This is a genomic window from Clostridia bacterium (assembly GCA_024685775.1).
Taxonomy (GTDB): Bacteria; Bacillota; Clostridia; order Christensenellales; family CAG-1252; genus CAG-1252.
On record JAIKVL010000011.1, the window covers coordinates 35064 to 60681 of the forward strand.

At 52.2% G+C, this 25618-nt stretch carries 22 protein-coding genes; 7 read left to right on the forward strand and 15 right to left on the reverse strand.

All coding sequences use genetic code 11. The features are described from left to right. Positions 1 to 11: 11 nt before the first annotated feature. The 12 genes from K5753_02530 to K5753_02585 form a co-directional block, all read right to left on the reverse strand. A complete protein-coding gene (locus K5753_02530) occupies positions 12 to 2195 on the reverse strand; it encodes a hypothetical protein (protein MCR4726078.1) in 2184 nt (727 codons plus the stop codon). Positions 2196 to 2216: 21 nt separating this feature from the next. Continuing rightward, positions 2217 to 3734 carry a glycoside-pentoside-hexuronide (GPH):cation symporter gene (locus tag K5753_02535; protein ID MCR4726079.1) on the reverse strand — a complete coding sequence of 506 codons (1518 nt, stop codon included), beginning with the start codon at positions 3732 to 3734 and terminating at the stop codon, positions 2217 to 2219. A 321-nt stretch (positions 3735 to 4055) separates the two neighbouring features. Beyond that, positions 4056 to 5450, reverse strand: a complete 1395-nt coding sequence (gene uxaC, locus K5753_02540) for a glucuronate isomerase (protein MCR4726080.1) — start codon at positions 5448 to 5450, stop codon at positions 4056 to 4058. 24 nt (positions 5451 to 5474) lie between these two features. Beyond that, a complete protein-coding gene (locus tag K5753_02545; protein MCR4726081.1) occupies positions 5475 to 6509 on the reverse strand; it encodes a hypothetical protein in 1035 nt (344 codons plus the stop codon). Between the two features lie 14 nt (positions 6510 to 6523). Continuing rightward, positions 6524 to 8662: a metallophosphoesterase gene (locus tag K5753_02550; protein MCR4726082.1), complete on the reverse strand. Its 2139-nt coding sequence runs from the start codon at positions 8660 to 8662 to the stop codon at positions 6524 to 6526. After that, positions 8659 to 9420, reverse strand: coding sequence for a fumarylacetoacetate hydrolase family protein (locus tag K5753_02555; protein ID MCR4726083.1), 762 nt, complete (start codon positions 9418 to 9420; stop codon positions 8659 to 8661). The genes K5753_02550 and K5753_02555 overlap by 4 nt, the downstream gene beginning before the upstream one ends. Then, on the reverse strand, positions 9417 to 10475 hold the full coding sequence (locus tag K5753_02560; protein ID MCR4726084.1) for a glycoside hydrolase family 88 protein: 1059 nt from the start codon (positions 10473 to 10475) through the stop codon (positions 9417 to 9419). Before K5753_02560 ends, K5753_02555 begins: the two co-directional genes overlap by 4 nt. Continuing rightward, entirely contained in the window at positions 10475 to 11251 is a 777-nt protein-coding gene (locus K5753_02565; GenBank protein MCR4726085.1) for a sugar phosphate isomerase/epimerase, read from the reverse strand. Before K5753_02565 ends, K5753_02560 begins: the two co-directional genes overlap by 1 nt. Positions 11252 to 11261: 10 nt before the next feature. Next, the gene (gene kduI / locus K5753_02570; protein MCR4726086.1) at positions 11262 to 12092 is read right to left on the reverse strand and encodes a 5-dehydro-4-deoxy-D-glucuronate isomerase; all 831 of its coding nucleotides are present in this window, start codon (positions 12090 to 12092) and stop codon (positions 11262 to 11264) included. Positions 12093 to 12108: 16 nt separating this feature from the next. Next, positions 12109 to 13131 carry a sugar kinase gene (locus tag K5753_02575; protein ID MCR4726087.1) on the reverse strand — a complete coding sequence of 341 codons (1023 nt, stop codon included), beginning with the start codon at positions 13129 to 13131 and terminating at the stop codon, positions 12109 to 12111. Next, on the reverse strand, positions 13131 to 13757 hold the full coding sequence (gene eda / locus K5753_02580) for a bifunctional 4-hydroxy-2-oxoglutarate aldolase/2-dehydro-3-deoxy-phosphogluconate aldolase (GenBank protein MCR4726088.1): 627 nt from the start codon (positions 13755 to 13757) through the stop codon (positions 13131 to 13133). The genes K5753_02575 and eda overlap by 1 nt, the downstream gene beginning before the upstream one ends. Positions 13758 to 14094: 337 nt before the next feature. After that, entirely contained in the window at positions 14095 to 15687 is a 1593-nt protein-coding gene (locus K5753_02585) for an MBL fold metallo-hydrolase (GenBank protein MCR4726089.1), read from the reverse strand. A 299-nt stretch (positions 15688 to 15986) separates the two neighbouring features. On the opposite strand from K5753_02585, the gene K5753_02590 reads away from it, so the two are divergent. From K5753_02590 to K5753_02600, 3 genes are read left to right on the forward strand one after another with little or no spacing between them, the layout of a single operon-like run. Continuing rightward, the gene (locus K5753_02590; protein ID MCR4726090.1) at positions 15987 to 16817 is read left to right on the forward strand and encodes a bifunctional chorismate mutase/prephenate dehydratase; all 831 of its coding nucleotides are present in this window, start codon (positions 15987 to 15989) and stop codon (positions 16815 to 16817) included. Between the two features lie 18 nt (positions 16818 to 16835). Further along, positions 16836 to 17864 carry a 3-deoxy-7-phosphoheptulonate synthase gene (locus tag K5753_02595; protein ID MCR4726091.1) on the forward strand — a complete coding sequence of 343 codons (1029 nt, stop codon included), beginning with the start codon at positions 16836 to 16838 and terminating at the stop codon, positions 17862 to 17864. Between the two features lies 1 nt (position 17865). Next, entirely contained in the window at positions 17866 to 18375 is a 510-nt protein-coding gene (locus tag K5753_02600) for a GNAT family N-acetyltransferase (protein ID MCR4726092.1), read from the forward strand. 81 nt (positions 18376 to 18456) lie between these two features. Here K5753_02600 and K5753_02605 read toward each other — a convergent pair whose 3' ends face one another. Continuing rightward, entirely contained in the window at positions 18457 to 18819 is a 363-nt protein-coding gene (locus K5753_02605) for a hypothetical protein (GenBank protein ID MCR4726093.1), read from the reverse strand. Between the two features lie 97 nt (positions 18820 to 18916). Then, a complete protein-coding gene (locus K5753_02610; GenBank protein MCR4726094.1) occupies positions 18917 to 20107 on the reverse strand; it encodes a hypothetical protein in 1191 nt (396 codons plus the stop codon). 166 nt (positions 20108 to 20273) lie between these two features. Between K5753_02610 and K5753_02615 the strand changes: the two genes are divergently transcribed. The 3 genes from K5753_02615 to gpmA all read left to right on the forward strand — a co-directional run bounded on the left by K5753_02615 (position 20274) and on the right by gpmA (position 22846). Continuing rightward, positions 20274 to 21056: a hypothetical protein gene (locus tag K5753_02615; protein ID MCR4726095.1), complete on the forward strand. Its 783-nt coding sequence runs from the start codon at positions 20274 to 20276 to the stop codon at positions 21054 to 21056. Positions 21057 to 21299: 243 nt separating this feature from the next. Continuing rightward, positions 21300 to 22088, forward strand: a complete 789-nt coding sequence (locus tag K5753_02620) for a ZIP family metal transporter (protein ID MCR4726096.1) — start codon at positions 21300 to 21302, stop codon at positions 22086 to 22088. A gap of 14 nt (positions 22089 to 22102) precedes the next feature. Next, positions 22103 to 22846 carry a 2,3-diphosphoglycerate-dependent phosphoglycerate mutase gene (gpmA, locus tag K5753_02625; protein MCR4726097.1) on the forward strand — a complete coding sequence of 248 codons (744 nt, stop codon included), beginning with the start codon at positions 22103 to 22105 and terminating at the stop codon, positions 22844 to 22846. Between the two features lie 594 nt (positions 22847 to 23440). On the opposite strand, the gene K5753_02630 is transcribed toward gpmA, so the two are convergent. Then, positions 23441 to 24121, reverse strand: a complete 681-nt coding sequence (locus K5753_02630) for a hypothetical protein (GenBank protein ID MCR4726098.1) — start codon at positions 24119 to 24121, stop codon at positions 23441 to 23443. Between the two features lie 224 nt (positions 24122 to 24345). Here K5753_02630 and K5753_02635 point away from each other — a divergent pair, with 224 nt between their 5' ends. Further along, positions 24346 to 25146 (forward strand): MerR family transcriptional regulator, encoded by an 801-nt coding sequence (locus K5753_02635; GenBank protein ID MCR4726099.1) that lies wholly within the window; start codon positions 24346 to 24348, stop codon positions 25144 to 25146. Positions 25147 to 25618 lie beyond the last annotated feature (472 nt).

The following is a 25618-nucleotide window of genomic DNA, read 5'->3' on the forward strand; positions in this document are numbered from 1 at the left end:
CTCTCCTTTGCTTATTGTTCTTTGCGGATCCCTTCGGCAACGTTGATATGGCAACTCGCGCCGCCCGCGCTGACTTTAATATCGCCCGACAGATAGTCGGTTTGGACGAAATCGCTATCGTAACGCTTATACTCGGTCTCTTGCGTTTTTCCGTTGACGGTGAACGCGCCGCCATAGGTCAGGGACAGTTCTCTTTCTCCTGTCTTATACGTCAGGACGTTCCCGTCGAACGAAACGGGGTTTTCCGTGATTCTCTTTCGGAACGCATCGAAAGAGCCTTCTTTATCGAGCGTGGAAAGCTCGTAAGCGGTGAATTGGACTCTGCCTCTTTGCACAAGCTCGAATTTCTTCGTTTCATCCTTCAAGAGCCCTTCCATAATGCGCGTCTTTTTCGCGTCGTAATCGAGATAGATAAAGTCGCTCGCGCCGATTAGCGCAAGAAGGACGTTTCCTTTTCTCGCGAAAGCGTATCGTCCGTCTACGACGACCTCGTCTAAAAGTTCTTCGGGAAGATAGGTATGCGTGTAGCGAAGCATCGAGCTCGGCGAAAAGAGAATGCTCTTCGGGATCTTATGGATCAAGAGCGTCACGTTCTCGTCTTGGACTGCGTGCGGCGCGACGCCGTAGCCACCCCAAAAGCCGGGAGAAGTATGGTAGGTCTTATCTTTCAAAGGTTGATGAGTAAAGACCGTTACGCCGCCCGGGAGGACCGCCGCCATCGTCGTCTGCTGCGCGCCCGAGCTTCCGGGCTTATAATCGACGAGCGTGGAAAGTTTGTAGCCGTCCGCGCGATACGCGTAGACGTTCGAGCGCTCGATACAGACCCCGTTCGGATAGAGTTTGACGAGCGCGGAGACAAACGGGAAAATGCCGATAAAGCGCAGGAAAGATGCGTTGAAATACTTGAAATAAGAGAAAAACTCGTTTTTCAAAAGGGAGTACTCGTTTACGATATCGAACGTATTATTGATAATTTCGGGATTGGAAAACGCTTCCATTCCGAGCTGGAACATGATTTGGCGGTCGGAAAGACCGATCATATCTTCCTTTTCGAAATCCGCGAGATTCAAGCCGAAAGAAGTCTTGACGACGCGCGTCTCACTGTCAAGCCCGACGTTCTTGATCGCTTCGGGGACGGTATAATAGGGCGTCCCGTCTTTTTTCCTCGAATGCAACATCAAAAGGAAAAGCGAGGCTTGCGGACCGACGTGACAATATTTGCCGCCGAATTTCTTTCCTTCGTTCCAGATCGCGTCGATCAGAATATCACTGTTATTCTCCGCGAACGCGCAGTTGATGTTGTTTCTCGCGTACGCCCTGCCCTGCGCGCCGATGATCGTCCCGTTTTTATAGCAATGCGCATAATCCAAGCAAAGGATATCCAACACGCCTTTCGCTTTATTCATAAGAAGGGTATCGTTTTGATCGCCGTGCAGGATCAAAAGGGAAAGCTGCGCGAAATTGATCGGGAGATAATTGTGGGAATAGAATTCCGAAAAACCGTACTTACCGCGCAGATCCAACCAGATCAGCATACGAGAACGGGCTTCTTCCGCTTTTTCTTTTCCGGTGCGTCCGTCGTTAAAAAAGATGCGATCGGGATATCTTCTTCCGATCAAATATTCGAGGACGAAAAATGTGATCTCGTGGTTTTCGGAAAAATAGCAAACGCTGTCGTTTCCTTTCTCTGTCAGCCAAAACTTCATTCCGAGGAAGGTCTCGTCCAACAGAGCGCGGACTCTTCCCGAAGGAGAGATCTTTTCGAGATAAGGATCCGCCGCCGTCGCGAAACGGTAAAGACGCGTCGCGCGAAAATCCAAGCAATCGAAACGGGAGTTGATATAGCGGCAATCGGGTTGCAGCGTCGCAAGAAGAATATGCTCCTCGATATCGTCGATCGAAAGCTTTATATCGGGGTTTTTCATCCCGGGATGCTCGAACAGCCAAAGCATATCGGGATAATCGTAACGTCTGGAATTATAGTCGGGCTGCCCTTCGGGCGCGACCGGGCGCGGCTTTTTAGCGACGCCGATCAAAATATCGATCCCGATCCAAACGAGGATCGCGAGGAACAGAAAAGCGAAATACGGGCTGACCGCAATAAGAAGACCGATCGCGGTCAATATAACCGCGATCTTTACGATCATCCATACGAGTTCTCTTTTGAGCGATTTCGTCATCTTGCCCTTAGACATCCTGTCCTCCGAATCGATCGATTATTCCGCGGATACCGATCCGCTCTCTCCCGCCGCGGCAAGAGCCTTCTGCTGCTCGTGGAGCGCTTGCGCTTCCGCGCGGCGTTTATGAAGTTCTTCGAAAATCTCTTCACGGCGCTTTCCGTAGAAGTTATCGAAAAGCATCGGCACGATCGCGAGGATCGAACCCGCAAGCGGCGCAAGGGTTACGAGATAGAACAAGCCTTGCTTGGTCGCATCCGATTGGATGACGAGCTCCGCCGCGTTCTGCGCGGTGTGATATCCGATCAGCCCGAGACCCATCGGGAGCCACATACCCGAAAGCGTGCTCGTTGCTTTTGCCTTCAAACCGTTGATGGACCAAACGAGACCGTCCGAGCGGATCCCCGTTCGCCATTCCATATAGTCGATCGAGTCGGCGACGATCAAGGTCGAGCAAGTCCCGATCATTCCGTTCGGAACGCCCGAGACGATAAAGAAGAACGCGACCCAGAAGACGCTCTTATACCCCGAGAAGAAGAAGAGCAGGAACATAACCGCGTTATAGACGTAACCCGCGATGCAAAGGTTTCTCGGAGCGAATTTTTTCGCGAGAAACGGAACCGCCGCCATAAAGATATAGCTCGGGATCGAGCTGCCGATTCCGATGAAGGTCGCAAGCGCGTAGTTATTCATCGTCTCTTTGTAAAAATAGATCGCGGCGCCGTACCCCATCGAACGAAGGGAGATCGCGACGCTGGAAAGGAAGATGCAGATGAGCGGGCGGTTCTTGAAGATTGCGCCGAGGTTTTTCGTGAGTTTTACTTTTTCGGTCTTCGCGGAAGCGAGCGGCTGGACCTTTTCCTTCATCGTAAAGAACGCCATAACGCCGAAGACGAGCGTCCCGATTCCGATGACGAGCGCGATGATAAAGTACGCCGTTTCCTGCACGCTGTGGACTTTCGTCTCGTCAAAATGCGTCTTGATGAATTGAAGAACGATCGGCACTGCGCCGGGGATCGCGGTTCCGAACGTTCCCATAAAGCCGGAGATCGTGTAGATATTCTTTCTTTCTTCGGGGACAGCGGTGATCTTTTGACCGAGCGTCGCGAGAGGGACGGAGTACATCGTCTGCGAAAGACCGTACGCGATATAGGTGACGTAGACGTAGACAAGACGCCCCATCATACTCAGATTCGGGACGGTAAAGATCAAGACCGTAAAGATCGCGAGCGGGAAGGACGACCAAAGGACGTACGGACGGGCGTTGCCCCACTTGGTGTGCGTAATATCGACGATCGAACCTGCGATCGGGTCGGTAAACGCGTCCAAGATCCTCGTTATGAGCATAAGGACCGTGATCTGCGCGGTCGGGATCAACATAAAGTCCGTCAGGAAGAGCGTAAAGTACGAAGCGAGCAATTCGCCGATTCCTTTCGAGAAAAACGTGGAACCGCAAAACGTTACGATAGCGGACAGTGTGGCTGCTTCGGGATCACGCTTCTTAAACAATCTCTTTTTCTTGACTTCCGGGGCAGTCTGAACGGCTTCGTTCTCCATTCTGGTCTCCTTTGATCGGGTTTTATCATCCGCGAAAGGGATTCGCAAACGTTTGAAAACGCTTGATAAAAACTATACTCGCGCTAATGTATAAATTATAACATAAACGCGCGTGTATGTAAAGAGTAAATTTTTTCCGATTTTCCCGAAAAGAAAAAGAGTGCGAAAACGGGCGTTTTTCAGTCCCGCGCTCTCTTTCGGGCGTTTCTCCGCAAGAAACGACTCCAAATGGAAACGCCTCTTCCGTTTTAAGAAAATGCGCGCCCTCCCGCCTCGGGAAAGCGCGCAAATTTTTACTTGAAAAGATCGGATAAATCGGGATTATTCGAAAATCGTGAAGAAGCGTTTCGCGTTGTTGTAGGAGACGTCCGCAATCACCTTGCGGAGGACGCCTTCGTCCTTCGTAAACTCGCCTTTTTCCGCAAGTTCGCCGACGTAAGAGCACAAAAGACGGCGGAAGTAATCGTGGCGGGTGTAGGAAATAAAACTGCGGCTGTCCGTCAGCATTCCGACGAACGAACCGAAATGCGAAAGTTCGGAAAGCGCCTTGAAATGATTCAAGATGCCCACTTTCGTGTCGTTGAACCACCAAGCGGCGCCCATTTGGATCTTTCCTTTAACGCCGTCCTGACCGCCTTGGAAACAGCCGATGATCGTCCCGATATAGGCGTTATCGGCGGGATTCAGGTTAAAGACGATCGTCTTGCCGAGCACGCCCTCGGTGTTCAAATCATCCAAGAGATCGCGAAGCCCTGTTTGATACGGCGTCACGGCGACGGAATCGAACCCGGTGTCCGCGCCGAGGCGAAGATTCATAAAGGTGTTGTTGTTCCTCATCGCGCCGATATGGAGCTGCGCGCTGAATCCGCGCTTATAGCACTCCTTCAAGAGGAAATGGAGCATATAGCTCTTGTAGCCGTCCAAATCCACCTTTTCCATCTCGCCTTTGAGTCCCGCGCGGAAAGAGGCGTCCGCGTCCTCGCGCGAGATCTTTTTATAGTTCAATCCTTCGATCGCGAAATCGGAAGTCACAGCGCCCTGCTCTTTGAACGCGTCCAATCTTTGGCAAAGCGCGTCTTCCATATCTTCGAGGTTGCGGATCACGAAAGAAGCGACGTCGCCGAGTTTCGCGATGTTCTTCGCGAATTCGGGGCTGTCGATATTGATCGCGCGATCCCCGCGAAAAGCGGGCAAAATCTTCGTCTTGATCTCTCCTTTTTCGCGGAGAAGTCTATGATAACGAAGATCGCAGAAAATCTCTTCCGTCGTACAGACGGTGTCCACGTTGCTCATTCCGATCGCGGTCAACGGCGAAAACGAGGTCTTTTCGATGACGGCGTTCGCTTCGTCCCAAATCTTTTTCGCGTAGCTGCGGGTCAGCGGATACTTGATCCCGAAATAGAATTGCAACTCGAATTGCGACCAAAGATAAAGGGGGTTTCCGACCGCGGTTTCGAGCATCGAGATGTAGGAATAGAATTTATCGTAATCGGACGCGTCGCCCGTGATAAATTCTTCGCTTACGCCGAAGGTACGCATCTGACGCCATTTGTAATGGTCGCCTTTGAGCCAGATCTCGGTGATGTTTTTATACGGTTTATTCTCGTACATCTCCTTCACCGACAAATGGCAGTGATAATCGAAGATCGGGAATCCCGTCGCATACTTATACAGTTTTTTCGCCGTAGAATTCGTTAATAAAACGTTGCCTTTCATATTCTCTCCTTTCTTGCAGACGGATTACGCCTGCGGTTCTTCTTCTTTCGGAAGCGCGGCGAATTCGCTCTCGCATATCGCTTTGTTTTCTTCGCTCAGATATTTATCCAAACCGGTCTGTTTGAATTTATTCGCGACGCTGCAATCGACTTTGTCGTAGCTGAACTCATACGTCCTCGTGATCGTTCCCTGACCTCTCTTTCCCTGAACGCTCGCGACGACGCGCACGTTGACCTTCAACGAACGGAACAAGCCGCACGGCCAAATTTCCGCTTCAAAGGAGAGTTCGAGGATGTCGATCTTTTTCATGACGTCGCCCGTTCCTTCCGCCAATCTGCGGACGGTTTCTTCCGAAGCGTTCGCCTTTTCGATATCCGCGACGAATTCGACGGAATAATAAGGCTTCCCGTCCGACGGGTAATCGATCGACACCTGATCCGAGATCAAAGAAGTTTTGATCTCGTTATAAGCGTCCTGCTTCCCGCCCAAATCGATCGGAAGATCGTACCAGCTGTAAATGATGTACGGAGTTTCAGCCGGGAGATCCGATTCGCGATTCTCGACCTTGGGATCGTTCCAAGCGGTCGAATAAATCTTTTCTCTTCTGTCGTAGGTCACGCTGATCGAATAATCGGAAACGCGTTGATTATTGTAATCGATGCGGCGAGTCGCCGAGTTTGCCGAACCGCCCGTATAAGCGAACGCCTCGTAAAATGCGTTCGCGCCTTGCTCCGTCCTGTAATAATCGGAACAAGAGTATTTATTTCCGGAAAGCACGTCGACGTGCGCTTTGAAGAAGAATTCCTTTACGTTGATATGGTTGTACGCCGTGTAGACGAGAAGGTTCGCCGCTTTTTGCTTGGCGGAAGGCGCCGCAAGCATCGTTTCCACGTCATACCAATGAGCCGCGCCGTCTTTTACGTTCGCGGGAGGAGCCGCAAGCAGACCCTTCGAAATCGTCTCGCTGATTTCGGGAGCTTTGCGCGTCGCGCCGTAAACCAAAAGTCCGCCGGTCACCGCGATCAAGACTGCTAAGATGATGACAAATACTTTTTTCATATGTTCCTCCTATTTTACAGCGCGGAATACGCCATGGTTTTTACGTTGACTGCGATATTGTTATCGCCCGGAGCGAGGTCGATGCTCCCTTCCAAATGATCGATCTCGGAATAGTCTTCCAAACTGTCGTTTGCCAAGCTCAGAAGCACGGGACCCGAGAAACAGGCGTCCATCAAAGCGCCGAGCTTGATAAAGCCGACTTTTTGCGACGCGTTCGCGGTGATATACTGTCCGACGTCCAATCCGAAAAGCATATCCTTCAAGTTCAAGGTGTTCGCCAGTTTCTTTACGGATTCGAGCGCTTTATACGGATCGGTCGATTCGTTAAAGTTCAGATACTTTTTAACGATCGCGATATCCAAAGAAGAGACGACGCCGACGAGAAGATTGGTCGAGCAAACGTCCAACATTCCGCGTTGGAAGAGATTCGGAAGCGCGCTCGCGAGATCGATCTCCGCGACGTTCGCGTTCAATGCGCGCAATTTCCCGAACAGATCGAACTCGGAAACGAACTCGAAGAAACTGAAAATCGCGTTTTTCAAAAGGACGTAGCGATCGTCCGTCACTCGGACGCTTTCGTCGCCGCCGTACAGCGCGGACGCGTAGCTCATCGCGAGATTAAAGACCGTCGTGTAATTCGAAGCGGGGATCGAGACTCCGTACTTTTCCGCGATCGCCTCGACGGACGTTTGTCCCTCGCGCGCGTCTTTCTTATAAAGCGGCGTCTTTACGAAGCCGAGGAAAAGCTCGTTATAGATCGAATTCGCGAGCGCGTCGACCGCCGCGTCGTTCGTCCCGTTCTTTTTGATCCCGAACGCTTTGATGATTGAAAACATCATATCGAGATCGACCGTGTTTTTGACCTTGCCGAGCATACTCTCGTCGATATACCCGACGGAATACGAATGGAAATCCGAAAGGATCGCCGCTTGATCCGCCTCGGGAAGAGAGGTCGGCAGATAATCCTCTTTAACGGAATTCATATTCCAAGTGCGGATGCGCGCCTCTTCGCCTTTCGCGTGGAAGACGCGGATCGGCGTCGGATAGTTCGCGAGCGAAGCGCTGTTGATATCGAGGATCTTATTGCCCGCCTTCGAAGTGTAGATCGCGTTATCCTGAATATGGATATGCCCCGTAAAAATAAATTTCATTCCCGCGTCCGCGAGAACGTCCGCGACCGAATAACCTTCGGGATTATTCGTCTGCATATTCGCGGCTTGGATCATCGGACCGAAATGCTTGATCAACGGGAAATGCATCATTCCGAGCGGAATTTTGCCGTCCGCGATCGCTTCTTCGGTCTTTTGCTTCGCCCAAAGGAGCAGGTCTTCGGTCATATGCCCGTCGTGACGATTTCGGACGTAGGGATACGGTTTTCCGTCGTATAAAACGTTTCCTTCGCTATCCGTCTGCGCTCCCATCGCGGCGTACTCGCCCGAGCCGTCCGTCAGATAATTCGTCATAACGTGATTGCTCATATCGATCGCGATCAAACGGTATTCGTCCGAAAGATCGGCGACGTACGACAAATTATCTCCGTCCGCGAAATTGTCGTCCGCGAGGTCTTCCGATCCCGCGTTTTTGAAAAACTCTTTGACGTCCGATTTCGAGTATCCGAAATTCTTATAAATCTCGGCGAATTCTTTTTCGGTCGTCGGATTCGCGAGTTGCATCGAACCGCCCGCATAGGTATAAGAGCGGTTGTTGATATCGTGATTGCCGGGGATCGTAAAGACTTTGATTCCCGCGTCTTCGAGACGTTTGAGTTCGCGCGCCACCGCACGGTGCGAAATCTCGCCGCCGTCGTCCGCGTTATCGCCCGAAAGAAGAATGATTTTGAGATCGGATTCTTCGATGATGCGATCCACCGCCGTCTTTAAGATCGATTCGGAAAGCCCGAGCATCTTTTGCCCCTTGGATTCGTAGGTCTTGAAATCCGCGCAGGTTATATCGACGGCTTGATCCACGCTCATGACGTGAATATCCGCGAGAACGCCGATCGAAAGATCCGAGTCCCCGTCCGAAATATACTTGCCGTAATCGGAAGACGGCGTCTTTTCCTTGTTGCCTTTACACGCGGTAAAAGAAAGACAAGTCAGCGCGATCGCCGCGACGCAAATACAAACCAAAAACAACCGAATCGCTTTTTTCATTTTTCCTCCTTTTTCACTGTGTTTTTCAACGTGCAGACCCCTTCGAGTTCGACCTCAAACGTGTCGCCGACCGCAAGAGAGCCGATCCCTTCCGGCGTCCCCGTCAGAATGACGTCGCCGGGTTCCAGCGTCATAACGCCCGAGATGAAAGAAATCGAACGCGCCACGCCGTTGATCATTTCCTTTACGCTTCCGCGCTGAACGACTTCGCCGTTTTTCCTTCCGACGACGGTCAGTTCTTCGGGGCGGACGTCCGTCTCGACGTACGGTCCGAGGGGGCAAAACGTGTCGAACCCTTTCGCCCTCGTCCATTGACCGTCGCGCTTTTGCATATCGCGCTCGGTAACGTCGTTTGCCGCGGTATAACCGAGGACGTAAGAAAGCGCGTCCTCTTCTTTTACGTTCTTCGCCCTCTTCCCGATCACGATCGCGATCTCCGATTCGTAATCGACTTTCGTCGCCGAAGAGGGATAGACGATCGCCTCGCCCGACGCGATGACCGAAGTCGAAGGCTTCAAGAAGATCGTGGGTTCGGGAAGAACGTCCAAATGAAGCTCCTCCGCGTGCTTTTTGTAATTCGCGCCGAGGCAAACGATCTTCTTCGGCGAAACGGGAGGCAGGATCTCGACCGCGCCTTCATAAGGCTCGGAGAGCGCGCCCCATTCCCCGAAGATATCGCCGAGGATCAAGTGATAACCGTCCGCTTTGACTTCCGCGTAAAAATCGCCGTCCGCCGTCCGTATCCGCGCGAGTTTCATTTCAGTTTCCCCTCTCGAACGAGTTTATCCCGCTCGATGGACGCCCAAAGGAACGCCGCCACGCCGTAAGTCAGATTCGCGCAGCGCAAGATACACGCGTAACCGCAAAACGGAAGAACGGGAAGCGGGATCGTGGGGCCGCTGATCTTGGTAAAGAGGACGGCGCCGTTCGCCTTCGTCTTTACGCAAGAGACCGCGAACGCGTACGCCTTTTCCGCGACGGGGAGATATTCCTCGCCGATATAGCCGCTTCGGACGCCGTGAAAGATTCCGTCCGCGATGAGCGCGGCGGCGGAAGATTCGAGATAGGTCGACTTCTTTCCGAGAAGCGTCCTGAATCCGCCCGACGCTTCCTGCTTTTTCGCGACGGCTTCGACCGTCTTTTGATACACTTCGACGATCTTTTCCTTTTCGGGGTGATCCCCGATATCGTCCAAGATCTTCGGAAGCGCGGAAACGACCCAGCCGTTTCCTCTCGCCCAATAAAGCTTGCGGTTCGGATAGTGGCGACCCTTTTTCACCCAAAACGAGTGATACCAAAGGTGATCGCACGGATCCATCATGCAATCCGCGTAAAGCGCGGGCTGCTTCGCCGCGATCTCCAAAAGTTCCGAGTCGCCTTCCTGTTTCGCGTAGCGCGCTGGGAAGACGCTGAACATCATCAAGCTGTCCACCCAAATGGATTTCGGATAAAACTTTCCGACCGTGGCTTTGCCGAGGTGATTGACCGCGTCCTTATATACGCGGGGCTCGTTCTTGATATAGTCGAGGACTTTATCCGTCAGCTTTTTATACTCTTCTTTTCCGGTTTTCGAATAAACCGCGTAAGAGATAAAGCCGGGCGCCGCGGTATCCGCGGAGGCGACTTCCGGCTCGTTCTTGACGTAATAATCGCAAAAGGCTTGCAGGAAAGGCAGGTACTTATTCGTCCCGAGGTAATCGTCCAGATCGGAAAGAGCCGCGCCCATGATCCCCTGACCCCACGTCCAACGCATTTCGGGGTCCTTGCTTTTTACGATATAATCCGCGAGTTTTTCGGCAAGTTCGATGCTCATTATTTCATATCCTCGCCGTATCCGATCTTTCTGACGTGCTCGACGCTCTTCGCGATCTCACTGAACGGATGCTTGGTATTTTGCTCGATCGCGCCGTAGACGACGCCGTTCGCTTTCGCGGCTTCGATGATCCAGTTGAAATCGATGACGCCGTCGCCGAGCGCGTAGTTCGCGGGATTTCTTCCGATAAACTTACGATAAAGCGCGTAATCGCGGAGATGGACGCCGCTGACTCTGCCCGACAGGCGTTCGAGCATTTTCTCGACGTTGATACCGGCTTTGGTCGTCCAGTAGGTGTCGATGATGAAGTTCATATCCTCGCTCATATTCTCGACGATGATATCGAACCGCGTTCCCGCGCCGCTGCGGATAAACTCGAAGTCGTGATGATGGTAGCAAAGTTGGATCCCGTGCTCCTTATACTTTTTTGCGAGTTCGCTCGCCCATTTGCAGAATTTGACGAGCTTCTCGTCCGACCCGATGATGCAGTCGGTCGGAAGGACGGAGATGATCGCGATCTTGCAATCCGTCGCGTTCAAAAATTTCAAACACTTATCGAAATCGTCCGCAAGAATATGCGGTTTGATCTGCGCGGAAACGACCTCGATCCCATAGGCTTCCTTCGCCTTGACGAACGCTTCGATATCCGAGTCGTCGAAATTGATACGAGCCGCTTCGATATACTTGATCCCGAGGGAATGAAGGGTGCGTAAGGTCCCGAAAAGATCTTTTTGCGCCTGCTTACGGCAGGTAAAAAGCTGTAACCCGATTTTCATATCGCACCTTTCAGCGAAGATCGGTGGTCTTCACGCCCTGCATATCGTCGAAGACTTGGTTCTCGCCGCACATACCCCAAATGAAGGTATAGTTCTTGGTTCCTACGCCGCTGTGAATCGACCAACTCGGCGAAATGACCGCTTCTTCGTTTTGGACGACGATATGGCGGGTCTCGGTCGGGTTGCCCATCATATGGAAGACGACGTTATTCTCCGGAATGTCGAAATAGATATAGACTTCCATACGGCGTTCGTGCGTATGAGAAGGCATCGTGTTCCAGTTGCTTCCCTCTTCGAGCTGGGTCAAGCCCATCGTAAGTTGGCAGCTGTCGCAGTTGCCGGGGACGATGAATTGATTGATCGTGCGTTTGTTGCAATCTTTGAAGTCGCCGCAAGCGCGATGGACCGCGTTCACGAGAGGAATATGCTTGGTCGGATATTCCTTGTGAGCCGGCGTGCTGTTGATATAGAAATGCGCGGGAGCGTTTTTATCCGCCGAACGGAAGACGATCTCTTTCGTCCCGCGACCGATATAGATCCCGTCGAAATGATCCATCTTGTATTCCTTGCCGTCCACGAGGATCGAGCCCGCGCCGCCGATATTGATGACGCCGACTTCCCTTCTCTCGCAGAAATAATCCGCGCCGAGCTCTTCGCCCGCGAGAAGCGGAAGCTCCTTTGTCACGGGGCAAGCGCCGCCCGCGATGATCCTGTCGATATGCGAATAAGTCAGGTTGATCTTATCGCTTTCGAAAATATTTTGAATGAGGAAATTCTCGCGAAGTTCCTCGGTGTTCATTCTGCTGTACTCTTTTTTTGAAACTGCGTATCTGACGTCCATTGTTTCGCCCTCCCTTTTATCTTTGCACGCGACCGCTTCCGTCGCCTTCGATGAGTTTCAGCACTTCGTCCGCCGAAACCATATTGTAATCGCCCTCGATCGAGTGCTTCAAGCAGCTCGCGCCGACCGCGAATTCGATGACCTTTTGCTTATCCGAACCGAAATTCAGCATTCCGTAGATAAGACCGCCGCCGAAGCTGTCGCCGCCGCCCACGCGATCCACGATATGGATCATATATTCCTTGCTGAAATAGAACTCCTTGCCGTCGTAAAGCATCGCGCTCCACTTATTGTCGTTCGCGGAGATGCTGCCGCGAAGCGTGATCGCGACGTACTTGAAACCGAACGCGTCCACGAGCTTTTTCGCGACGGACTTATACCCCTCTTTGCTGAGCGAGCCTTTGGAAATGTCGGTGTCGTCCGCCTTGATCCCGAAGACGTCGGAAGAATCTTCCTCGTTCGCGATCAAAACGTCCACGTACGGCATAAGAGAAGTCATCACTTCTTTCGCTTTCTCTTTCGACCAAAGTTTCTTTCTGTAATTGAGGTCGCAGGAAACGGTGATCCCCTTTTTCTTCGCCGCCTTCAACGCGTCGAGCGTGATCTCCGCCGCCGCATCCGAAAGAGCGGGCGTGATCCCCGTAAAATGGAACCAGTCGACGCCCTCGAAGATCGCGTCCCAATCGAAATCCTCTTTCGAAGCGAGCGCGATCGCCGAATTCGCGCGATCGTAGATGACCTTGCTCGGGCGCTGGCTCGCGCCTTTTTCGAGGAAATAGATACCGATTCTGTCGCCGCCGCGCGTGATCTTGCTAACGTCCACGCCGTATCTTCTGAGACTGTTCACCGCCGCCTGCCCGATATCGTTCTTCGGGAGTTTGCTAACGAACGCCGCGTCGATCCCGTAATTCGCGAGAGAAACCGCGACGTTGGCTTCGCCGCCGCCGAACGTTACGCCGAAACGATCCGCCTGCACGAAGCGGATATACCCCTCGGGGGCGAGCCTTAACATCAATTCACCGAACGTAACTGCTTTCATTACTTTACTACCTCCATGGCTTCCTTGGACAAAGCCGTAATTTTATCGAATTCTTTCGCTTTGATCAAACTGTCTTTAACCATCCAGCTGCCGCCGCACGCGATGACCTTTCCGGAGTCGAAATAGCCTTTGATATTCTCCGCGGAAATGCCGCCCGTCGGCATAAATTTCAGCTGCGGGAAAGGACCCGCGAGCGCTTTGATCGTCTTGACGCCGCCGTAATTTTCCGCGGGGAAGAATTTGACGACTTTCAAGCCCTCCGCGACCGCCATCATAACTTCGGTCGGGGTAACGACGCCGGGCAGATACAAGACGCCCGCTTCGCGGCAAACGTCCGCGACTTCTTTCGAGAAACCGGGGCCGACGACGAACGCCGCGCCGAGCGAAACCGCTTTCGTGGCTTGCTCCGCGTTAATGACGGTGCCCGCGCCGATCAGCATATCGGGGCAGCTCTTCGCGGCAAGCGCGAGCGCATCCGGTCCGACCGCCGTGCGGAAAGTGATCTCCGCGCTCATGATCCCGCCGTCTTTCAAAGCCTTCATCAAAGGCAAAGTGTCTTGCACGTCGTCGATCTTAACGACCGGGACGATCTTGCATTGTGCGATACGATCCAAAACGTTATCTATCATAAAAACCTCCTAAAAGATCCGTTTTCCGAAACAAAAAAAAGAAAAAGCGCCGCCGCGAGAACTCATTTTTCCTCAGCTGACAGCGCAAACGTTTCTTTCATACTTTCGACTCCTAACTCTATGCGTGCGCGCCGTTGCGCGCTATAAAATAATAATAGCATAGTGAATAAGTTTCCGTCAATACGGAAAAAAATAAAAAACGAAAAAATCAAAGGCAAAATCCGAAGTTTTTTCCGAAAAAAAAGCCGATAAACCGAAAAACGAAGGCAAACGGCGAACCTCTTCGCCGTTTTCAGGTTCGAAACGACTTCGCGAAAGAGAAGCGAGTCGACGATCAAGAGTACTTTTTGAACAGTTCGTCCAGTTCGCGCGTAAAACGCTTGGTTTCGGAATTCGTCCTTCCGCTGAAATTTTTGATAAGCTCGCCGATCCTGCCGCCCGATTCCAAAAGGTACTTATAGACGGTGTTCGGAGTCAGGCGCGAACGCTTCTCGGGGACGTAGCCTTCTTTCGACCTCTCGTTCTTCAAAAGATCGTAACTTTCCGCAAAAAGCGGCGCGACGGCGTTATAGCCGAATTGCTTTCGGACGTCGTCCGCCCAACGCTCCGTGTTATCGCCGCCGCCGTGGACGACGAAGACCCGTTCGGGGCGGGAATCGAAAGAATCGAGCCAACGCATCAGTCCCACGCGGTCGGCGTGAGAACTCGTGCTCCCGAGCGACAGGATCTTTGCGTTGACGACGATGTCTTCTCCGAAAATGCGGACGCGTTTCGCTCCGTTCACGAGCGCGTGGCCGAGCGTCCCGACCGCTTGGTAACCGACGAAAAGGACGGTGCTTTCCTTTCGCCAAAGATTATGTTTCAAATGGTGGCGGATCCTACCCGCCTCGCACATGCCGCTTGCGGAGATCACGACTTTCGGCAAGGGGTCTTCATTGATCTCTCGGCTCTCCTCGGTCGTCACCGCGACGGAAAGCCCGTCGAACCCGATCGGATTGATCCCCTCGGCGATCAGGGAGCGCGCTTCTTCGTCGTAGTACTTTTCGCCGACTTCCTCGAAGATATGCGTCGCGTCCACGGCGAGAGGACTGTCCACGACGACGGGGAAACCGTCGTGCCCTTTCACCTTTCCGAGTTTTTTGATGTTTCTGATAAAATAAAGGATCTCCTGCGTGCGCCCGACCGCGAAGGACGGGATCACGAGATTGCCGCCCGCGTCCAAAGTAGATTGAATGATCGAAGCAAGCGCGTCTTCCGCTCTTTCCGATCCGTCGTGCAGGCGATCGGCGTAGGTCGATTCCATAACGACGTAATCCGCTTTCTTCAAATAAACGGGGTCGTTCAAAAGGGGTTGGTCGGAATTTCCGATATCTCCCGAAAAGACGATGGTTTTTTCCGTCTCGCCTTCTTTTGCGATAACGGTCGCGGAAGAGGAGCCGAGAAGATGCCCCGCGTCCGAAAAGACGACTTTCAGTCCCTCGAACGGTTCGACCGTCTCGCCGTACGCGTAGCCGCGGAAAAGCCCGGAGACGTTCTCCGCGTCTTCCGTCGTGTAAAGAGGCTCGATCGCGAATTCGCCGCTTCTCTTTCCCTTGCGGTTTTTCCACTCCGCGTCGCTTTCTTGGATATGCGCGCTGTCGAGGAGCATAATGCGGCAAAGTCTGGCGGTCGCCGCCGTGCAAAGGATGCGCCCGCGAAATCCTTTTTTATAAAGAAGAGGAAGCCTGCCGCTGTGGTCGATATGGGCGTGCGTCAGAATCACGCAATCGATTTGCTCCGCATTAAAGACGAAGCCGTCGTCCTCGCCCTCGAAGACGTCCGTCCCTTGCCTCAGACCACAATCGATCAAGGCTTTTTTCCCGTTGACTTCAAGCAAAAAACAACTTCCGGTAACTTCTCTTGCCGCGCCGTAAAACGTCAAAAACATAGGTCCTCCGCTCCAAGATGAATTTCTATCAATATTATAGCATCGTTTCCCGCAAAATACAACGGGGGTTTTCCGTCTCCGAAAAAAAATGTCAAAAATGTGTTGACTTCGGGGAAACTCGGTTCTATTATAAAGATATCAACCGAAAGGGAGAACGATATGAAACTCATTTCCATTTTCTTTTTCTTTACGCCGAAAGCGATGTGTTGAAAGGGTTAACCTCATAGAAACGCACCGCTACTTTTCATTTCCGAAAAAGTAGCGGTTTTTTTATTATAAAACGGGAAAAGGAGGCAATTATGAATCAAGCGAAACTGAAAATCGCCTTTTGCGGCGCGCGCGGTTCCTTCTCGGAGATCGCGGCGAAAAAACTCTTCCCCGAAGGCGAGCTTCTTCCGAGCGGAAATTTTAAGGAAGCCTACGCGAAGACGCTGCGCGGCGAAAGCGACTTTACCGTCCTACCCCTCGAAAACAGCTACGCGGGCGAAGTCGCGGCGGTCACGGACGAACTCTATAAAGGCGATCTCTTCGTCGAAAGCGTCCGCTCGATGCGCGTCGTTCAAAATCTTTTGGGAGTCCCGGGCGCGACGATCGACGACGTAAAAACGGTCGTCAGCCATCCGCAAGCGCTTTCTCAATGCGCGGATTACATCGCGGCGCGCGGACTTCGCGAGATCACCTCGGAGAACACGGCGTTCGCGGCGAAGACCGTCGCGGAAGCGGGCGACAAGTCGATCGCGGCGATCGCAAGCGTCGATTCCGCCGAAGCGAACGGACTGATCGTCCTTGCCGAAAACATCGCCGCCGCAAGCGAAAACGCGACTCGGTTCGCCGTCCTCGGAAGAAAGGCTCCGCAAGAGACCGCAGGCGACCGATTGATCCTCTTCTTCGCGCTCAAAGACGAATCGGGCGCGCTCGCCTCTTCGCTCGCCGTCATCGCGCGGCACGGCTATAACCTAAAAGCCATTCACTCGCGCCCGCTGAAAGAAAAGGCTTGGCACTACTATTTTTACGTCGAAGCGGAGAAAAACGCGGGATCTTCCGAAGAATCGGAGCTTATCGGCGAAATGAGAAACCATTGCACGGGCGTTAAGATCGCAGGGCGTTTCGACCCGAATCGAATGATATAAAAAAAAGGAGAATCCATTATGAATATGATCTATGAAAGAACCGTGGCGAGCCCCTCGGAAATCAAACAAGCCTACCCGATCGACGACAAGATCCGCGAGATCTTCGAATCGCGCGACAAAGAACTCAAACGCATTTTGGCGGGCGAGGATGACAAGATCGCCTTGATCATCGGTCCCTGCTCCGCCGATTCGGAAAAGAGCGTCCTCGATTACGTCGGGCGGCTGAAAAAATTGCAGGAAGAAGTCAAAGACAGGATCTTTATCATCCCCCGCGTCTACACGAACAAACCGCGCACGACGGGCGACGGATACAAAGGGATGCTCCACCAGCCCAACCCGAACGAAAAACCCGATATGATGAAAGGGCTGATCGCGATCCGCGAACTGCACCTCAAAGCGATCTCGGAGACGGGATTCACCTGCGCGGACGAAATGCTTTATCCCGAGAATTACGAATATTTAAACGACGTCTTGTGTTACGTCGCGGTCGGCGCGCGCTCAGTCGAAAACCAACAGCATCGACTGGTTTCGAGCGGGATCTCCGTCCCCGTCGGAATGAAAAACCCGACGAGCGGCGACTACACCGTTATGCTGAATTCGATCACGGCGGCGATGCACCCGCACACCTTCATTTATCGCGGCTGGGAAGCTCATTCCGCGGGCAATCCGTTCGCGCACGCGATCCTGCGCGGTTACGTCGACAAACACGGGCGCACCCATCCGAATTATCACTACGAGGACCTCGTCCTTTTAGACGAAATGTATAAAGAAAAAAAGCTCGCGAATCCCGCCGTCGTCATCGACTGCAATCACTCCAACTCGGGCAAGAATCCTTTCGAGCAAGAGCGCATCGTAAAAGAAGTCCTCTCCTGCCGCAAATATAACGGCGAGATCAAGAACTTCGTCAAAGGATTTATGATCGAAAGCTACATCGAGGACGGCGCGCAAAAGATCGGCGGCGGCGTCTACGGAAAATCCATCACGGACGCCTGCCTCGGATGGGAAAAATCCGAGCGCCTTGTTCGTGAGATCGCGGAGCTTTGCTGACATGAAGATCAGACGTTGCGAAAAAGAAGACGTAAAAAGCGCGGGGGAATTTTACGACGCGGTCGTTCGCGCGCTCGACGAAGGGATCAATTACCCGATCTGGACGTATAAAGTCTACCCGTCCGAAGAAAGCGTCCGCGCGCGGACGGAAAAAGGCGAACAGTATCTTTGCTTGTCGGGCGAAAAAATCATCGGCGCATTCGTTTTGAACGAAGAGCTTCTGAACGAGTATCGCCCGAAGACGACCGCAGACGCGCCCTATAAAGTTCTGCACACGCTTGCGACGGATCCAACCCTCCGAAACCGCGGACTCGCTTCCGAGATCGTCGCGTTCTGCGCGGAGACGGCGCGAAAAGAAAAACGCAAAGCGATCTTCGCGGAAGTCATTCCGACCAATCTCCCCGCGAAAAGGCTCTTTGAAAAAAGAGGATTCGTTTCTCTCGGAGAAGTCGCGCCCGATCCGAAGATCGAAGGAATCGACCGTTTTACCCTCTTAAAGCTCTCCCTGTAACGAGTCCCCTTTTCCCCTCGACCGAAAAAGAAAAACTCCCGACGACTGTCGGGAGTTTTCGTTTCGTGCGAATTAAAAGGTTTATTCCGCTTCGAGGATCGCGGCTTTCTCCTCTTCGAGCTGCGCGAGCTCTTCTCTGAGTTCGAGGACTTTTACGCGCGCGGCGTTTACGCTCTTAACGGTTTGATTCTCATCCGTAAGAATGTTTTCGTATTTTTCAAGCTCGTGGATCTTCGCGTCCACTTTCACTTGGATCGCGTCGATTTTGGATTCTTTCTCTCTGGAAGACTGCGAGAATTTTTTGCGTTCTTCCAAAACTTCCTTCAAAGCGTACAAATCGACGTGTCCGCAATCTTCGCAAGCGAACGCCTGAACTTCCGACGCCTCGCTCTCGCCGAGCGATACCGCGAACATTTTTTTACTTCCGCAAACCGTACATTTCATGTTGATTCCTCCTTTCGTTGGCTTTGTGTAATACTATTATAACAAAAACCGTTAACGAAATTCAATACCCATTTTCAGATTGATCGAAATCCGCGCGTCAAGCCGCCGTTTCCGCAGGATAGGTCTTTTTGCGCGCGTTCAAAAACGCGCGGTTCTCTTCGGAAAGATATTGATCCCAGCCGCCTTCCGAGAAAAGCCGCTCGACGTCGCAGTTATAATCGTCGTAATAGAAAGAATAGTTCATCTCGATGACGGCGTCCGACTGCTTGCCCTTGATCTTCGCATTGATCTCGAAACGCGCCGTCATTTGGCGGAAGAGTCCGCAGTCCCAAATCTCCGCCTCGAAGTCCGCTTTGCGGATCGTTATATCGCTCATTTTGCCGCCGAGCGCCGCGTCCAACCTGTTTTCCGTGTTTTCGGGGATCTGCGCTTTGGTTACGTCTTCGGAGAACGACAAGGTGTAAAACGGTTTTGCGTCGGTCGGCGCGGTCAAAACGACGGTGCTTCCGTCGATCACGGAGCCGTCCACGCGCGCGGTCGCGGTTTCCGCCGAGCTGTCTCCTCCTCCGAGATAAAGCGGAAGCGTCAGCAGGTTGTACGTTACGAACGGAGTTTCCTGCGGATCGCCGTCGCGCGGTTCGACGGTCGGTTTATTGAGTTGGTAAGCGTAAGCCCCCGTCGCCGCGTCGTAGGACTGTACAAGATTCCCGCTGCTGACGATTCTTTGGTCGTTATACGCCGCGCGAAGAGTCGCGAAAGAAGAAAAACTGCTCCCCGTCCATGCGAGGGAAAGATCGAAACGATTCAAAACCGTCGGCTTGAAATAGCTGCGGATGCGCGTGTTATCCGAATAGCTCGTCTTCCCGCTCGCGCGCGTTTCGATATGACTCGCCATACGGAATTGTTTCGCGCGGTTGTGGTTATAAGCGATCGCGACGAGCATATACGCCGCGAGATCGGCGCCCGTGTGACGGATCGCAAGATTCGTCGAGGGGTCCGCCTTCCCGAAAACGTCGTACCAGCCGTCCGTTTCCGCCGCGAAAACGGACGGATCTTTGGCGGGGTTGGTCGCCGCGCTGAGCGTGTAAAGCCCTTTTTCTTCGGCGTAAAGCGCGATCCATTCCGCAAGCTCGTGCGCATAAGCGTTCGGTTCTTCGGGCGGCAAGAGTTCGCCTAGATCCGCAGCGACGAAAGACGCGCTTCCGCCGAACGTGACGGCGCCGTAAACGATGAGTCCTCCCGACAACGCAAGGATCACGCTAAGAATAATAACGATTACTTTTTTCATTTTCTATTCTCCGATCATTGAAATATCCTTTCGGAACGCCTTTCATTATATCATAAACCGCGTTCTTTGTGAAGACACGAACGAAGAAAAACCATTCGGAATATTGCGAAAAGAGCTTTATCCGTGATATAATATCAAATGCAGTAAAAAATCGGCGAGGCGAAAGATGAAAAAAGGATTCGTAATATTGCTCGCGCTATTCTGTTTGATCGCGATATCCGCTTGCGGCGAAAAGAGTGCCCGAAGGCTCGTCTTGGGGAACTCCGCCATAGACGATTTGATCCAAGACGCCAAAGCGCAACAAGGCGGCGAAACCGCCGACGCGCAAATCGACCGAGAGGAAAGCGACGCTCGATCTGCGGAAGAAACGGACAAGGACGGCGATTCTTCTTCGAAACAAGAGTCTTCGAGCGAAACTCCGAACGAAACTCCGAACGAAACTCCGAACGACACTCCGGACGAGACTCCGGACGAGACCCAAAACGAGACGACTCAAACGGACGAAGGTTCTTCGACGACGCCGAACGACGAAACCGACTCTCCCCTGCCGCCGGACGAGACGCAACCGAAAGAAACCGCGCCCAAAGCCGATCCTCCCGTTTACGGCTCGATCGACGTCGACCTTTCTTCGATGCGCGGCTCGATCGCTTACGCGCAGGTTTACGACCTTTACGCCAATCCTTCCAAGTACGCCGGCAAAGTCGTCAAGGCGCAAGGTCCCGTTTCCGTTTACTTCGATTACGAATCGAAAAAGTATTATCCCGCCGTCCTCATCCGAGACGCGACCGCCTGCTGCGCGACGGGGCTCGAATTCGTCTTATTCGGCGACCCCGAGTATCCCGCGGGATACCCGAAAGGCGGCGACGAAGTCACCGTGATCGGCGTCTTCGAGATCTATTACGAAGGAGCCAACCGCTACTGCCATTTGATCGACGCAGTCTTGGAATGACCGACCGCGCCGCGCGAAAGAATCAAACGATCCGAACGATCGCCCGCCCTTCCGAGGGAACGGACGGGGATCGAAAGCTCGCCCGAAACCGACGGGCTTTTTTATTTAATAAGAGTTTACTTTGCAAACTTGAAATATGAATAATTATTCACATTTTCTTGACTCGGCGAACGAATGGCGGTATACTGATACCGAAAACGGATGGAGCGCGCGTCAAAGAGTTTCTTTTCAAAGGAGGCGAAAATGAACAACGCAAGTTTGACGATTTTGGGGATCCTTCTCATCTTTCTTGCCACGACGGCAGGCGCGGCGCTCGTTTTCTTTTTCAAAAAAGACATTTCCGAAAAGCTGAATACCGCGTTTCTCGGGTTTGCCGCGGGCATTATGATCGCGGCGTCCGTTTGGTCTCTTTTGATCCCTTCGATCGAAGATTCTTCCTCGTGGGGAAAATGGAGTTTCGTTCCTGCGGTCGTCGGGTTCATCCTCGGCGGGCTGTTTCTCGTCGTGCTGGATAAAGTCGTCCCGCATTTTCACGTCGGAACGGGAAAAGAAGAAGGTCCCGGAACCTCTTTGAGAAAACCCGTCAAAATGTTTCTCGCCGTCACCATTCATAACGTCCCGGAGGGCTTGGCGGTCGGATTCGCCTTCGGCGGCGCGGCTGTCATCGGCGCGAGGGAAGCGTTCTTGTCGGCGTTGGGGCTTGCGATTGGAATCGCGATCCAAAATTTCCCCGAAGGCGCGGCGGTGTCTCTTCCCCTCAAAAACGCGACGGGAAGCAACGCAAAGTCGTTTCTGTTCGGAATGGGAAGCGGCGCGGTCGAGCCGATCGCCGCGATCATCGGATACTTTTTGGCTACGAGCCTGAGCGTCGCTCAACCGTGGCTTTTGGCGTTTGCGGCGGGTGCCATGATCTTCGTCGTGGCGGAAGATCTCATCCCCGACGCAAAACTAAGCGAACACTCTCATCTCGGAACTTGGGGCGTTATGATCGGGTTTGCCGTTATGATGGCGCTTGACGTGGCGTTCGGATAAAAGGAGGAAAAAAAATGAAACTGATTTTATTGAGACACGGCGAAAGCCTTTGGAACAAAGAAAACCGATTTACCGGATGGACGGACGTCGATCTGTCCGACGCCGGCGTCAAGGAAGCGACGGAAGCCGGGCGGACGCTTGCCGCGGCGAACGTCGAATTCGACGTCTGCTTCACTTCTTTCCTGAAAAGAGCCGTTCACACCTTAAATTACGTTTTGGCGGAAACGGGAAACGATCATCTCCCCGTAATCAAAAGTTGGAAACTGAACGAAAGGCATTACGGCGCTTTGCAGGGATTGAACAAGTCGGATACCGCGAAAAAGTACGGCGAGGAGCAAGTAAAAGTTTGGCGAAGATCGTTTGACGTTCCGCCGCCTTCGCTCGACGAAACGGACGAACGCAATCCCGCGTTTTGCAAGACCTACAAGGGCGTCGACAAATCCGAATTGCCCTTGGCGGAAAGCTTAAAGGACACCATCGCGCGCGTCGTCCCGTATTTCGAAGAGCAAATCAAACCCCTGTTGCTCGCGGGGAAAAACGTCCTGATCGTCGCGCACGGCAATTCCCTGCGCGCGCTGATCATGAAGCTCGAAGGGATCTCCGAGAAAGACATCCTCGAACTCAACTTACCGACCGCCGTTCCTCTCGTTTACGAATTGAATGACGACCTCTCCATAAAAGAAAAAAGCTTTCTCGGCGACCCCGCGATCATCGCCGAAAAGATGAATAAGGTGGCAAGCCAAGGAAAAGCGAAATGATTGCGACCTCGGTTCACCCCTCGGGGTTCGACCTACCGAACGACACAAAAAACCGCGGAGTTTTTCCGCGGTTTTTTGGTGAGCGGCGTTTACGTTCTTAACGCTTTGATTCTCGTCCGTCGTATTCTTCAAGATCATGGATCGCCGCGTCGATCTTATTATGAATAACGTCGATTTTTGATTCTTTTTCTTTGGAAGATTGGGAAAACTTTTTGCGCGCTTCCAACACGTCTTTCAGAGCGTACAAATCAACGTGCCCGCACTATTCGCAAGCAAACGCCTGAACTTCCGATGCGTCGCTTTCGCCGAGCGATACCGCGAACATTTTTTTACTGCCGCAAACCGTACATTTCATGTTTATTCCTCCTTTCGTTGGCTTCGTTGTAATACTTTTATAACAAAAACCGTTAACGAAGTTCAATACTTATTTTTCGGATCGCCCGTAACGGCGCAAAAGCGCGCCTTAAAAGGATTCTTTTGGGAGATGCGCCGCAAGTCAGAATGCTCGCGAAAATGCTCTATTTCGGTAAAAAAAAGGTCCTGCCGAAGCAGAACCCTTTTTTGGAGAAACCGGATCAACCAAAGATAAAATCTTTATTGAGCCTTCTTGGATTTTTGCGTCTTTTTCGCGCCCGTGGAGCTCGCTTTCGCGGGAACAGTTTCGGCGGGCGCCGCTTCTGCGCTCTCGGTCTTCTTTTCCGCTGCGGCGGGCTTCTTCGCCTTGCTCGCGGCGGGTTTATCGGACTTCTTGAAGAAACCGATCAAGTAATAGACGGAACCTGCGATCAAAAGCGCGCCGATGATAACGGCGAGAGCCTTTCTGAAAAAACCAAGCGCCAAGATCAAGCTGCCGAGAATGATCGCAACGAGACCGATGGTAAGTTCGATCGCAAACTTCTTGTCGTTATTCTTATCGCGAACGGTCTTCAACAAGATCGCGTCCGCTACAACGCAACCGCCCGTCACGATCAAAACGTAGGGGATGACGCCGATGATTTTGGAAACGATGCTTCCGTCCGCCATGAAATACACGCCGAGCGCAACGATTAAACTACCGATGATCACGCCGCGGGAAATCAGTTCCTTCGAAACGAGGAAATCTTTGACCGCCCAAATGATACCGATCAGCGTCACGCCGATTCCGATCACGATTCCGGCAGAGGCTTCGCCGATAGCGGGCGAAATGCAGAAAAGTATACCCGCGATCAATAACACGATCGCAACCATGAGGCTCGTCGTCCTTTTGGAAATCAATTTTTCGACAGTTACGTTCATTTTTTCGATACTCCTTTTTAACTCTTTGTTTTCGGTAAAATTTTATAATACCTCTTTCACTTTAACTTGTACCCCAAGGTACAGGTCAACGATTTTTGAGCGTTTTCTGCTTTTTTTTGCAAAAAATTCGTTTTTTCCACCCCGAAAACGGCGCAAATCTTGAAAATCATGCATTTCAGTTGTATAATGCAATTATCGCGCGCACGCGAAAACGAGGAAAAGTCATGGAACAAATCAAAACCTTTCAAGTAAAAGAAGTCTGCAAGATCTGCAACGTGACGCGCAAAGTCCTCTTGATCTATGAGCAAAAAGGCTTGCTGACGCCCTTTTACGTTAACGAAGATACGGGATATCGCTATTACAGCGCCGAGAACATTTCGAAGGTCATGCACATTCGCAAGATTCAATCCTTCGGCTTTTCGCTGGACGAGATCAACGATTATTTGCGCGACACGAAAAACTTTTCGGTCGTTTTCGACCGCTTAAACAAAATCAAAGCGGACCTTGAAGAGACGATCAATCAAATGCAGCTTCGAATGATGACCGAGGAGTACGACCATCAAGAAGTCGTCCGCACCGTTCTGCCCCACCGCCGCTACTTCGTCAGGCAAGCGGCAACGAGCGACTATCTCGAAGCCTTAAACTTTTTGCGCGAAACCCATCTTGAAGCGATCAAGACGGGGCTTTCCGACACTGCGGTAAAAATGCACACGGCGTTTTTATCCTACGAGGGCGAGTATCCCGACGTTTACGGAAAGTGCGAAATGCAGTATTGCATTCCCATGAAAGACGGCTACGTCGGCAAGAACGCCGCGGAAGAAGAGGAGATCCCCGCTCTCTCCATTTTCCACCGCGGACCGTACACCTCGCTGATCCGCGGAATAAAACAACTAATGGATTACTGCAAAGCAAGAAATATCGAACCGATCGGTCCCCTGCGCCTGATTTGGCTCGAAGGCCCGCCCGTCCACGGCGCACACGAAGAAAAATATCTGACCCAAATCGCCGTGCCGATTGGGAAATAAAGGAGAAAAAAGCAGAGATGAGGGGCGCGACGCGTTAAGAAAAAGCCACAGTGCGGCTTTTTTAGCCAAAGCGCGCGAAGAAGCTATGCTTTGAGCGGTCGACACCCCTCGGGGTTCGACCTCCCGAGCGACAACAAAAAAAACCGCGGAGCTTTTCCGCGGTTTTTTGGTGGAGATAAATGAAGTTGTTTCGCACACTTTTACGGCGGATGAACGCAGTATGTGAACTTGCGACCGAAATCATTAATAACGATTTAATCTACGGATAAAATCAGCGGCAGGATTTTTGAGGTCCTGCCGCTTTTGCTTTTTGTTATTTGCTTTACTTAAGCAAGGTGTACTTTTCCGAGAATTGTCTAAACAATTCGTCATATTTTTCATTTCCTCGCCGTATTTGCCGCAAGGACTCGTGAACATTCAAATTATGTTCAGCGGTGTCGATAACACATCCTGCGATATTTGAACAATGGTC